At 32.6% G+C, this 12,606-nt stretch carries 8 protein-coding genes; 7 read left to right on the plus strand and 1 reads right to left on the minus strand.

Annotated features, from left to right (window positions below; translation table 11 throughout):
- Window positions 1-199: 199 nt before the first annotated feature.
- The 4 genes from ACJJV4_RS08985 (at window position 200) to ACJJV4_RS09000 (ending at window position 7,303) form a co-directional block, all read left to right on the plus strand.
- Window positions 200-3,295, plus strand: a complete 3,096-nt coding sequence (locus tag ACJJV4_RS08985) for a SusC/RagA family TonB-linked outer membrane protein (RefSeq protein WP_405293580.1) — start codon at window positions 200-202, stop codon at window positions 3,293-3,295.
- Between the two features lie 11 nt (window positions 3,296-3,306).
- The gene (locus ACJJV4_RS08990; RefSeq protein ID WP_405293582.1) at window positions 3,307-5,082 is read left to right on the plus strand and encodes a RagB/SusD family nutrient uptake outer membrane protein; all 1,776 of its coding nucleotides are present in this window, start codon (window positions 3,307-3,309) and stop codon (window positions 5,080-5,082) included.
- Window positions 5,083-5,094: 12 nt separating this feature from the next.
- Window positions 5,095-6,822, plus strand: coding sequence for a hypothetical protein (locus ACJJV4_RS08995; protein ID WP_405293584.1), 1,728 nt, complete (start codon window positions 5,095-5,097; stop codon window positions 6,820-6,822).
- 70 nt (window positions 6,823-6,892) lie between these two features.
- The gene (locus tag ACJJV4_RS09000) at window positions 6,893-7,303 is read left to right on the plus strand and encodes a hypothetical protein (RefSeq protein WP_405293586.1); all 411 of its coding nucleotides are present in this window, start codon (window positions 6,893-6,895) and stop codon (window positions 7,301-7,303) included.
- Window positions 7,304-7,855: 552 nt separating this feature from the next.
- On the opposite strand, the gene ACJJV4_RS09005 is transcribed toward ACJJV4_RS09000, so the two are convergent.
- Window positions 7,856-8,875 (minus strand): T9SS type A sorting domain-containing protein, encoded by a 1,020-nt coding sequence (locus ACJJV4_RS09005; protein WP_405293588.1) that lies wholly within the window; start codon window positions 8,873-8,875, stop codon window positions 7,856-7,858.
- A gap of 411 nt (window positions 8,876-9,286) precedes the next feature.
- On the opposite strand from ACJJV4_RS09005, the gene ACJJV4_RS09010 reads away from it, so the two are divergent.
- The 3 genes from ACJJV4_RS09010 to ACJJV4_RS09020 all read left to right on the plus strand — a co-directional run bounded on the left by ACJJV4_RS09010 (window position 9,287) and on the right by ACJJV4_RS09020 (window position 12,602).
- A complete protein-coding gene (locus tag ACJJV4_RS09010) occupies window positions 9,287-10,144 on the plus strand; it encodes an AraC family transcriptional regulator (RefSeq protein WP_405293590.1) in 858 nt (285 codons plus the stop codon).
- A 174-nt stretch (window positions 10,145-10,318) separates the two neighbouring features.
- Window positions 10,319-11,716 (plus strand): sulfatase-like hydrolase/transferase, encoded by a 1,398-nt coding sequence (locus ACJJV4_RS09015; RefSeq protein WP_405293592.1) that lies wholly within the window; start codon window positions 10,319-10,321, stop codon window positions 11,714-11,716.
- A 208-nt stretch (window positions 11,717-11,924) separates the two neighbouring features.
- A complete protein-coding gene (locus tag ACJJV4_RS09020; RefSeq protein ID WP_304404335.1) occupies window positions 11,925-12,602 on the plus strand; it encodes a bifunctional 4-hydroxy-2-oxoglutarate aldolase/2-dehydro-3-deoxy-phosphogluconate aldolase in 678 nt (225 codons plus the stop codon).
- The last annotated feature ends 4 nt before the right edge of the window (window positions 12,603-12,606 follow it).

A 12,606-nucleotide genomic window follows, 5' to 3' on the forward strand; every position in this document is an offset into this window, starting at 1 on the left:
GTCAAAAAGTTATAATTTATAATTTAAGGTAAAATTGAATATGGGAAAGGTAAATATTGATATTTCCAATGTGTAGTTTAGAATTAAATTTACCAAATCTTATAATTTTTATAAATATTTATTTTTTTAATTCACATCCTGAATTATCACCAAATAGTTTATTTAAATAAAATTGAACTAAAACTTTAAACTAAAACAAATGAAATTAAAAAACTTATTTAATTCTAAAAACTTGTTGAGTCGTTATTTGCTCATAATGTTTTTAGTATTACATTCTGGACTGTTCGCTCAAACGGACAGTATAACTGTAAAAGGTATTATTACTGGTGATGATGGTATGCCTATACCAGGTGCTGCTGTTCTTGTATTAAAAGAAGGTAAACCAGTTGGAGCTGTTTCAGATTTTGATGGAAACTACGCTGTTGAAGCTGCCATTGGAGATCAGCTTGTATTTAGTTATGTAGGGATGGCTTCAAAAACAGTTACTGTTACAAGCACTCAATTAAATGTTACTTTATCAGAAGAACTAAGCCAGTTAAACGAGGTTGTTGTAATTGGATATGGTTCCGTTAAGAAAAAGGAACTAACAGGAGCTGTAGTTAGTGTGAAATCTGAAGATTTAGAAAAAATTGTAACTTCAGATTTAGCATCTGCATTACAAGGTCAGGCAGCAGGTGTAAATGTGGTTACGTCTTCTACACCAGGGGGCGATTCTGAAATTCTAATTCGTGGAATTACTACCTTAGAAGATAACACACCGCTTTATGTAGTAGATGGAATTATTCAAGAAGGAGATCCTAGAATTGCTCCTTCAGATGTAGAAAGTATTAATATATTAAAAGATGCCGCTTCAACGGCTATTTATGGTTCTCGTGGAGCAACTGGAGTTATTCTTATTACAACAAAACAAGGTAAACCAGGTACTTTACAAGTAAGATTAAATGCAAGTTATGCCATTCAAAATAGAAGAGCTGCAGTTCCTTTAATGAATTCGGTTGAACAAACATACTTTGATATTGTTACGCTTAGAAATACTCAAGGCGCTTTTGATGAAGATGCTGGTGCATCTTTACCTTTAACATTACAGCCTTATAACTTTCAAAATGAAACAGATTTAAATGAACTTGTTTTTAATAATAATGCTCCAACTGAAAATTACAACCTAAACGTTTCAGGAGGATCAAATGATATTACTTACAATGTAAATTTTGGATTTTTTAATCAAGAGGGACTTCAACGAAATTCTGCTTACGAGCGTTTTAACACGCGTGCCAATACAGTATATGAAAAAGATAAATTAAGAATTCAAACTAGTCTTGGCTTATCTATAGATAAAAGAGATATTCCTGTAGGTAATTTGCTGTCACAGGCTATTGTTTATAAACCAACTCAAAATGGTCTTGATGCTGATAATTTTGATGATTTGGATGCCGGTAATGGTCCTGAGGTTAACACTTTAGGGTGGGTAGTGGAAAGCTTACAGATAAAACAAGATAGTAAAGCAGTTAGAGCGAATGCATCAGTTAGAATTGATTACGATATATTAGATGATTTAAAATTGTCTGTTAATTCTGGTCTTACTTCTACTAATACATATGGTAGTGGTTTTAAACCTTTCCAAGCTAGATTTACTTCAACTGGAAATCCTCAAAACAATCCAAACTCAAGCTATATTAGACGAAATAGTGCTTTTAGAACCTCGTTGAGTGTAGATGCTGGTTTAACTTATCAAAAACAAATTGATGACCATGGGCTTACCTTTACATTGTTTGCTACTACAGAAAGGTATAAAAATGAGGCCTTTGCCGCAGAAAAATTGGGAGTAACAAATCCGGAAGGATATGTTTTTGATTTGGCAACAGGTACAGAGAGTGTAACTTCGGGCTTTGATTATACTGATACTAGAATTGGTACTATTGGTAGAGTACAATATAATTATAAAGGACGCTATTTGTTAAGTTCAAGTATTCGTAGAGATGGATCTTCTAAGTTTGGGGCAGATAATCAATGGGGAACATTCCCATCTGTATCTGCAGCTTGGAATATTTCAGATGAACCATTTTGGAAATCTTTAAAGAAAACTGTAAATAATTTTAGATTAAGACTTTCTAATGGATCTGTTGGTAATGATAGAATAAGATCTTATTCCTTTTCACCTGGTATAGAGCAAGATATTAATTACGTAGGATTTAATGGTACTAACGAATCGTTAAATTTAGGCAGTTCTCAAGTGAATTTTGCTAATGAACTATTAAAATGGGAAACTACAACAACATCAAACGTTGGTATAGATTTAGGATTCTTCAAAAATAAATTAACTGTGGCTGCAGAGTATTATTACGCAGATAAAAAAGATATGTTATTTCCTGTTTTTTTACCACTTTCTGCCGGTGGACCTGATAATGCATCAGTAACTCTAAATGTTGGTAATATGACTAATAAAGGAGCAGAACTAACCGTTGGATACCGTGGCAAAACAGGTAAGTTAAACTGGAGAATGAATGGTACGTTTTCTACAAATGAAAACGAAATAACAAAAATTGATGGAGATACAGACTTTTTATTTACAAACGATTTTGGTTTGGTTGGTCGTGCTTCAGATCAATCTAGAGTTACAGCCCTTGCTGTAGGACGTGAGGCTGGTGCATTTTATCTATGGACAACAAATGGAATTGCAGATACTGAAGAAAAGCTAGCCAATTATCAATTATTAGATTCTAATGCTAGAATGGGAGATGTTATGTTCAATGATAATAACCCTGATGGTGTTTTAGATGATAACGATCGTGTATATAGTGGTAGTGGATTACCCAAATATGAAATAGGATATACGTTTAGTGCAAATTACAAAAGTTTCGATTTTTCAATGAACTGGTATGCTGCTTTAGGGCAAGAAATTATGAACGGTTTTAATGCTTGGTCTTATGGTTTTGGTAGACATAAAGATTTGTTATATCAATGGTCTGAAGCAAACCCTGTGACACCAATACCAACTTATCGTCAAGATATTAGAAATCATAGAAACTTTATTGGGTATAGTGATTTATGGTTAGAGGATGGTTCGTATTTACGTTTAAGACAAGTGCAAGTAGGGTATAGTCTTCCTAAAAAGGTTAGCGATAAGTTAGGCATAAATAGATTAAGACTATATGTGAGTGCTCAAAACGCTTTAACTTTAACTAAGTACTCTGGATATAACCCAGAAGTAGGAGGAGGTATTGCTGGTCGTGGACTAGATAAAGGAACTGGTCCTACTTCAGCTCAATATTTATTTGGAATGAATTTTAATTTTTAAACATTGTAGTCATGAAAATAATAAATTTAAAATATTACATTTTGATTTTTGTAGTAGGTTTAATGACCTCTTGCGATGACAATCAATTTTTGCAAGAAATTAACCCTAATGAAATATCAAAAGCCAATTTCTGGAAAGATTTATCAGATACCGGCGCAGGCTTAAATGCTACATACAAAACATTACATGGCCATACGCTCCTTCTTAAAAATCAAGAAATTTTGAGGTCAGATATGGGATATCCTGGTTATGGACGACCAATACCAAATAGAGTTGAAAATTTTCATCTTCATACCTATACACAGAGTTCAGATGAAACTTCAGATAAATGGAGAACTAATTATTTAGGTATTTTTAGAGCAAATCAAGTTATTAAAGCTTTATTAAATTTAGAGGGAACAGTAGATGATGAGGCAGAATGGAAATCGCAAATGGCACAAGCTCGTTTTTTTAGAGGTTTATTTCATTATTTTTTATACACAACGTATAATGGCGGTAGTATAATTTTACGCGATAAAGTACCTGTAACAAAAGACGAATTTGCCAAAGGTTTATCGCCAGCTGCAGATGTTTTAGCTTTTGTAAGAGAAGATTTAGAATATGCTTATGCCAATTTGTATAAAAAAGGTGAATACCCAGATGGCGATTTAAGCCGTGTTACGTCTGGTGCTGCTGGAACAATTTTAGGGTCTAGCTACCTTCAAGAGTTAAATTACTCAAAAGCGATGACCTATTTTGACGATGTTATTAATAATCATGGTTATGAGTTGGAATATGATATGTCTAAACTTTTCACTACAGCAGGAGAATTTAATAATGAATCTATTTTTGAAATAAATTTCACATCTGATAATATTGATGTATCTCTTGCTCCGTGGGATGGTGCTTCTGGAACCAATTGGTTAAATCAACTTACCAGCAATAGTGTCAAAGGCGCTGCGTTTGCTCCTGCTTGGGCTGTGAGTGCTTATAAAAATGAGCCCATGGATCCTTTAGATTCAAGAAATTATTATCCACATCCAATTACAGGTGTTCAAGCACTTAGAAACGTGCCTTTAAGAGCTTCTGCAATGATTGCTATTGTAGATGATTATCAAACATTATATTATGAAGAACCAACCACCATATATAATAAATTTCATGGAACCGCATGGGGTTTTGGATATTGGAAACATCATACAAATCATGATATATATGCTTCAGAATCATTATTACCTGATGGAACAGCATTTTCGAGCAAAAATATTACAATAAATAGATTAGCAGATGTGATTTTAATGCAAGCTGAATGTAAAATAAAAACAGGACAGGTTGATGATGCTTTAGATTTAATAAATGACATTAGAAAACGATGGGGGCTTGTATTATTAGGCTCAGCAGGTTCAGATCTTGGTCATAGTTATGATGATGAGGTTTATACTGCACAATCGTTAATGCAACATTTAATGCGCGTTGAAAAACCTCTTGAAACATCTATAGAAGGAAATAATATTCGTTTTTTAGATCTTTTAAGATGGAAAAAATCAGAAGGTTATGGACTAAAAGAAAGATTAACCGAATTATCAAATACAACATTTTATGCCGTTCATTTTCAATATCTCGATTCAGAAGGTGCTCTTAAATGGAAATTTAATTTTCCTTCTATTGAAACAGAGGAACCAACATCAGGACTTTTTAAAGTGATTGATTATGAATTTGATATTTCTGCAGAGAATTATGATGAAACTAAGAACGAGTATTATCTAATACCGCAGTCGGAGATTAATACGAATACTGGCCTTAATTAAAAAAAAAATATTATGAAAAAAATAGGAATAATAATGCTTCTTTTTAGTTCGCTTTTTATTGCAAGTTGCGAAGAAAATGAATTCGCTCCCTTTACGCCGCAAGATGAGTTGTCCGATGCATCATGGATTCTAAGTCTAAGTAAAAATGCAGATGATCCATACAATGTAAATATAGATACGTTTATGTCATTTTTCGATTTGTCTATCGGAGAAGTGAGCCATGAGTGGATAATTGAAGATGGAAATAATTATTTAAAGGAAGGTTATAAGAGTACAGACTCTTTACCGCTTTTTATTAATACAAATGTAGGGGCGTCAATTACAGAGAAAAAGGCCCATGTGTTTTTTAGAAATAAAGGGTTAAATACAGTAACTTTATTAAATAAGTTTGAAAATCCTGTAAAGCTTAATTTTTCTGAAGATTATTTAAATAGTGATAATATAGAAGCTAATTTATACGAAGAAAATGGCCTCTATGTTGTCGATACAAAATTTATATTTGATGTATATGGCAAATTAAAACCTGCTTTTAAAGTATTGCAAGATGGTGTAGAAATACTTAGTATTACTGAAGAAGATATGCCATCTATTGATGATATGTCTACGTGGCCGGAGATTGAAGTTGAGGCAGCAGCAGGACTAACTTTTGTAGATTTAACAACAGATGATAGACCTAATAGTAGACAATGGCTGTTTGCCGACGGTGTACCAAGTCAAACAAACCAGGAAGAGGCTTTCATTAAATTTTTTAGATTAGGCACCTACACAGGAAGTTTTAGATCCATGCGTGTTGCTCCTTTGCCAACAGATTCTGAAACTAAATTAGTACCATTAAAAATTAAAGTAATTCAATCGTCTTTACCATTTGTGTTTGATGGTCTTTTAACAGAAGATGAAAGTGAAAAAATATCGTTTAGGGTAACCGGAGAAGTAGATCCTTTTTCGGGAGAAGAAGATAAATTTACAGTACATGTAACTAATGCGGCTACTGGTTTTGATCAAGTTATTCCAGTGCAAAATGCACATGTAAAAAGTGATAACGGTACTTTTATAGAATTGAACTTATCTCAACCAATATATAATTCTGATGTTATAACAGTATCCTACAGCGGAGGTGGAGGAATTATGTCTACCGATGAAAGAGCGCTTGCAGCATTTGATGCAAAGCCGGTAGTTATGCACATTGGAAACAACATATTAAAGTCTGGAGGTTGGGCCACTTACGCACAAGGCGGAGGGTCTTTAAATAGAGCTTTTTTAACACCTAATGGGTTATACTGGGTTGGTGCTAATGGCACGGTCGATGACCCCAATTGGTCGTGGAGTAATGAAAGAGCCTTCGATGGAGATTCTAGTTTAAAATTTTCTGTTGATGGTTTATCCAAACCTTTTCAAATTTTTTCTTACGGATTAGGAAATATTGATAATATACCTGCAGGAACTTATGCGGTTTCTTATATGGTGTATTTAGAGCCAGACAATAATTTAGATATGTTTAGAACATTTGGAGATATTGTTCCTGAATTTGCACAAGTTTGGAACTTCCCTGTAGACTCAGGAGGGGATACTATTAAAGGCGAATGGGTTAAAGTTCAAAATATAATTACAGTGCCCGCTATTACGACAAAACTTAAAATTACTTTAAACATAAACCCTGCTGATAATCCAAATGCTGGATCAACACGACAAACTATGTTTTTAGACGATTTTTCATTAAAAGAAGTAGAAGTAAGACCTTAAGTATTTTTAAATAAGAATAATAATTCTCATAGTTAAAACCCAAGGAGAATTTTAAATCAAAAAATATAATATGAAAAATATAATAAAATTATTAGGGCTATTATCGGTAGTCTTAGTGACATTTTTTAGTTGCGATGAGGAGTCACCGTTTATAGAACCAAATGTGGAGTTAACACCTGTGTATGCTTTAACGGATATTATTGGGGTAAATGCCCCATTTGCAATAAATATTTACAGAGAAAAAGACTTAATTATTGAATATTCCACCAATGTAAATGTTACAAGTTTTACATCGGCCAGTTATGCCGATACATCTACAGATACCAGTTATGAGATTTCTGTAGCAAAGTTAATAGGTGATGATATTGTAGGATATTGGATTTCAGCAGATAAAACAACAGGAGAAGGTACATTAACCGTTGTAACCGATACACAGATTGAATATCAAATTAAAATTTCTGAAAAAGAAGTATATAATTAGTTTCGAAGTGACGTTTAGTTAGTAGTAAAAAGGGATAAAGCATTGTATATGTTTTATCCTTTTTTTTTGCTTGATAATAGCAAACTTCTAGTTATAAAATTCGGTAATATTTATCTTTTGTTTTATATCATTGTCTCTTTTCAACAAAAAAACAAATTAATTATTTTTTATGGCTTTGAATACTTTTCTAAAGTGCGATATCAATGACTTATAAGAATTACTACTTAAATAATCGATGTTTTAAAGTAATCATAAAAATGAAATTTTAAGCCTTTGCATGTAATAGATTTATTATTGAAAGGCTTAAATCAAGTCTGTAATCGAATAGCCGGAGGGTTAATAATTTAACGTTCAAAAAAAGGGAGTCGGTAATACATAGTTGTTATTCTTACTTTGGAGATCTTTCATTTTTATAAAGGCTATAATTAGTGAAAATATTAAGTTGCTTGAAATACTAAACCTAATAGCCGTAGAGTTAAACGGTTTATTGCATAAAAAAACGCCCCTTTATGGAAGAGACGTTTTTAACTAAAACTAACTAAACTAACTAAACTATTTTTTTACAAATTTTCTTGTTGATGCTCCTTTTTCAGAAGTTAATTTAATAACGTATAGAGAATTATTTAAACTAGAAACATCAATGCTCTCTTTAGCATTATTTACTGTTAAAACCGCTTTGCCTAACAAATCAAATACTTCAACTTTATTAACTTTTTCTATAGTATTAATGTGTAATATATTTTTAACAGGGTTGGGGTACATATCAAATTTAAAATTACTGTCTGTGTTCGTAGATAATAAAGGTGTGTTTTTTGTAATTATAAGTCTATTTTGGACAATTCTGTTAATTTCATCACCACCCTGAAAAAAACCTAAAGACCAATTAAAATAATAAGCACCCGAACCAGTAATAGCATTGTATATTTCTTGTCTTATTCCTCCAGCAGTAGCTGTTATAGACGTTTCTTGAGAAGTGCCTACATTTTTAATTCTTACTTTTTTGCTAGAAGATGCCGCGTCTACACCAATGCTAAATTCCATGATAATTTCATAAGCAGATTTATTAGCTTGGCTAATTGATGGATTAGAGGGTGCAAGGTTTCCTGTGCCACCAGCATTATTAATATCTACGCTAGAAGTACTTGCTTGCGCCTGAACGACTAAACCTTCTCTTTGTTGTCCAAGCACAGATGATGCATTAGGTGCAGCTTCGGGAGAAAGTCCAACCAATGTCATATTAGTATCATTGGCATCAAAAGCTTGATTATCAAAACCAAGCATGATTATGGATGTAACCGTAATAACATCACCATTAGAACCCGTAATTGGTGTGCCTAATATAGCATAAGCAAAATTAGAGCCTGTTTGTAGCTGGTCGTTAGTGTTGGCACCCCAAGTACTGTTATTATTAAAGTGTCCCGCTACCCAATCAGGATGAGTATTTAAGTCTGCTTGTACGCCTGCATCGTCATAGCTGGCCTCATCAAAAGCGGAGTCATAAATAGTAGTTTGTGCATTTGTTATAGAAACGTAAGCAAAAACAAATAAAATAGTAGAGTAAATTTTTTTCATTATTTTTTATATTTAGTAATTGTTCTTGCAATTTATTGTTTATTAGTCTTTTATATTTTATAGATTTTACCATGCACTTAATAAAAATTACCTTGTTTTTTTTAACGACCTTGTTGTAATATTTGTTTAGTTTGAAAAGTGTTGTGTAAATTTTATATAGTAGTGCTTTTTAAAAGGTAATAGCGGCTATGTATTTACGCTAATCTTATCTATATATCTTTGTAATACCGCATTAGGGGTTAAAAACAACTTAATTTATTGTGGTTTTGTAGATATTTGTTATCTTACATACAAAATCAACTAAACTAAACAACACGTTCTGCGCATCAGTAATTTGCTAACTACAAGCCTTTAGTTGGTGATTATAATTATAAATGTGATTGGCGACGCATAAAAAGTAAGATTATAGATATGAAACTAGTTTTAAAAGATTCAAATTCTTATATAAATAAGAGGTTAACCGCGGACGAGCGTGACATTCCTTGTTTGGATGTTGCATGGCATTACCACTCCCAGTTCGAATTATTGTATGTAACAAAAAGCACGGGGATCCGCTTTGTTGGCGATAGTGTTGCACCCTTTTATCCCGGCGAGTTAGTTTTGGTTGGAGGTTATTTACCGCACCTTTGGCGTAATGACCCCGAGTATTATAAAGATAATAATGAGCTTAGAGTGAAAACTATAGTTATAAAGTTTTTAAAAAACTTTATAGGTGAAGATACTTTTAAAAATTCTGCGTTTTCAGAAATTAACGACTTGCTTGATATATCAAAATTTGGAGTGTCTTTTGGTAGAAGCGTTAGTAAGAAACTCCACAATGAATTGATGGAAATACCTCATTTATCTCCAGGTGAGCAATCTATAAAACTGTTAGATGTTTTATATAGACTCGCAAAGGTTGAAGATAAAACGCTTTTATCTACGTCAGATATGCGTCAATATACCTTAGATAAGCCTGATCGATTAGATAATGTTATTAGATATATATCAGACAATTATGCCAGAGAGATTTCATTAACTGAAATTGCTGATATTGCATGCATGACGACTAATTCTTTCTGTAGATTCTTTAAAAAAATGACAAATAAATCGTTCACAGAATTTTTAAATGAAGTTAGAATTAGAAATGCTTCACGGTTGCTTGTTCAAGAGAACCTTCCTATTTCAGAAATTTGCTATGCCGTAGGTTATAAATCAATTCCTAATTTTAACAAGCAATTTAAGCTTATAATAAACTGTACTCCAAAAGAATATCGATATTCTTTGTAAATATTCATTTTGTAATCTAACTGTATGTTTAGGGTAAAAAATAGTATTTAATGGGTAACTTTTAGTACTTCTATGTAATTGTATTCTTGTTTTTTTGTTATACAACTTAATTGGATATCGTGGCTTCAGGATATTGGAGTTAAATCCGTTGAGTTCTAATTAATATCAATAAACATGATACAAGTAATTAAATATGTTATTCTATTTTTTATAGCCATTCAATGGCAGGTAAATGCTCAAAAAAAGCCAAATATTGTTTTATTGTTTTCCGATGATGCAGGATATGGAGATTTTGGATTTCAAGGCAGTAAGGATTTAAGAACTCCAAATTTAGATCAGTTAGCAAAAAGTGGGATAATATTTAAACAAGGCTACGTTACTGATGCCGTTTGTGGCCCTTCTCGTGCAGGGCTTTTAACCGGGAAGTACCAACAAAGATTTGGTTATGAGGAAATTAATGTAGTTGGTTTTATGAGTGAAAACTCAGGTTTAAAAGGTGAAGATATGGGGTTACCATTAGACCAAGTTACCATAGCAGATTATTTAAAACAACAAGGTTATAAAACGGCTTTGTATGGTAAATGGCACCAAGGAGACGCCGATCGATATCACCCATTAAAAAGGGGCTTTGATGAGTTTTATGGTTTTAGAGGTGGAGATCGTAGTTACTATGCGTATAAGGATAAGCTATCAGAGAATCACAAAGATAAAATGATGGAAAACGGCTTTGGTAATTTTGAAGAGCCAAATGCTTATGCTACAGATGTTTTTGCTGATAAAGCTATTGACTTTATAGAAAGAAATACAGAAAACCCTTTTTTCATAATGTTGTCATTTAATGCAGTACATACCCCTTTAGAGTCAAGGCAAGATGATCTAGATAAATTCCCCAACATCAATGGGAAAAGAAAAGAATTAGCAGCCATGACACTAGCTTTGGATAGAGCTTGTGGCAATGTAATAGATAGATTAAAAGAATTGGATTTGTATGAAAATACCATTATCGTATTTACAAATGATAACGGCGGACCTTCTGATAAAAATGCTTCAATCAATAAGCCGTTAAGTGGTACAAAATCTAATTATTTGGAAGGTGGAATACGCGTGCCTTTTGTAATGAGTTGGCCAAAACATATAAAGAAAAATTCAAACTATAATTACCCCGTTAGTACATTTGATTTATTACCAACTTTTTATGCAGCAGCAGGTGGCAACACAGATGTTTTAAAAGATGTAGATGGTGTAAATTTATTACCGTTTATACAAGGTCAAAATGAAAACAGACCACATCAAGCATTATTTTGGAAAAAAGAAAATAGAGCAGCTTATAGAGATGGAGATTGGAAGTTAATTCGTTTTCCTGATAGACCTGCAATGCTTTTTGATATCGCTACGGATACTGCTGAAGAGTATAATCTTGCTAACAAATATCCTGAACGATTAGAAAAAATGTATAAAGACCTATTTGATTGGGAGCTTACTCTAGAAAGACCATTATGGTTATTGAAAAGAGAATATGAAAAATACGATATCGATAGAATGGACAAGTATTGGAAGCTTAAATCTAAATAGTTTAACCTATTCGAAAGCAAAGTAATACAATAGTATTATAGAGATATATTCATTATATTTATTTTAAGGTAAAATACTTTAAGTACGGGGTAAGTTCTGCTCAATTTTTACAAATAATTTCTACTTCTTTTGTATAGATGAATTTGTCTGAAAAAGACAGTTATAATTCATTCTTTAAATAATTCTAAAATTTAATACAGAAGTAGTTATGCAACCAATCACTCAAAAGGCAATGACGCCAGAAATTATTGAAAAAATTGACGACTCTGGAGTTATAGCAGTCTTGGTTATAGACGAGTTAAAACATGCTGTCCCATTAGCCAAAGCATTATTAAAAGGCGGTGTAGACTCTATAGAGTTAACCCTTCGAACTCCTGTAGCACTCGATGCTGCAAAATTAATAAAAAATGAAGTTCCTGAAATAACTTTAGGTTTTGGAACAGTGCTTACTACCGATCAAGTTAAGGCTGTTGTAGACCTAGGAGCAGACTTTGCTGTTGCTCCAGGGTGCAACCCTAAAGTTATAGCCGAAGCCATTAAATTAGGTCTACCATTTGCTCCTGGAATTATGACGCCTACGGATATAGAAATGGCCATTGAAGAAGGATGCCGTGTTCTAAAATATTTTCCAGCAGAAACTTCAGGCGGAATGGATAACCTTAAAAATATGGTAGCACCTTATCAATATTTAGGATTAAAATTTATTCCATTAGGAGGTTTAAATATTAATAATGCTCGAACATATTTGGAGTCGCCATTAATTACTGCAATAGGAGGTTCTTGGATTGCAAAAAGTAACCTCATTCATGCTGAAAATTGGGAGGCAATAACTAATAATGCACAAGAAATAACAGATTTAATAAAAAACATAAGATCTAAAAAATAAAAAG

Origin of the sequence: Algibacter sp. Ld11 (assembly GCF_045066735.1) — a bacterium.
Lineage (GTDB): Bacteria > Bacteroidota > Bacteroidia > Flavobacteriales > Flavobacteriaceae > Algibacter.

Bases quoted from the DNA above. Each gene is read 5' to 3' on its own strand.
- ACJJV4_RS09010 (WP_405293590.1), top strand. From the start codon at position 9,287: ATGAAACTAGTTTTAAAAGATTCAAATTCTTATATAAATAAGAGGTTA.
- ACJJV4_RS09000 (WP_405293586.1), top strand. From the start codon at position 6,893: ATGAAAAATATAATAAAATTATTAGGGCTATTATCGGTAGTCTTAGTG.
- ACJJV4_RS08995 (WP_405293584.1), top strand. From the start codon at position 5,095: ATGAAAAAAATAGGAATAATAATGCTTCTTTTTAGTTCGCTTTTTATT.
- ACJJV4_RS08990 (WP_405293582.1), top strand. From the start codon at position 3,307: ATGAAAATAATAAATTTAAAATATTACATTTTGATTTTTGTAGTAGGT.
- ACJJV4_RS09005 (WP_405293588.1), bottom strand. From the start codon at position 8,875: ATGAAAAAAATTTACTCTACTATTTTATTTGTTTTTGCTTACGTTTCT.
- ACJJV4_RS08985 (WP_405293580.1), top strand. From the start codon at position 200: ATGAAATTAAAAAACTTATTTAATTCTAAAAACTTGTTGAGTCGTTAT.
- ACJJV4_RS09015 (WP_405293592.1), top strand. From the start codon at position 10,319: ATGATACAAGTAATTAAATATGTTATTCTATTTTTTATAGCCATTCAA.
- ACJJV4_RS09020 (WP_304404335.1), top strand. From the start codon at position 11,925: ATGCAACCAATCACTCAAAAGGCAATGACGCCAGAAATTATTGAAAAA.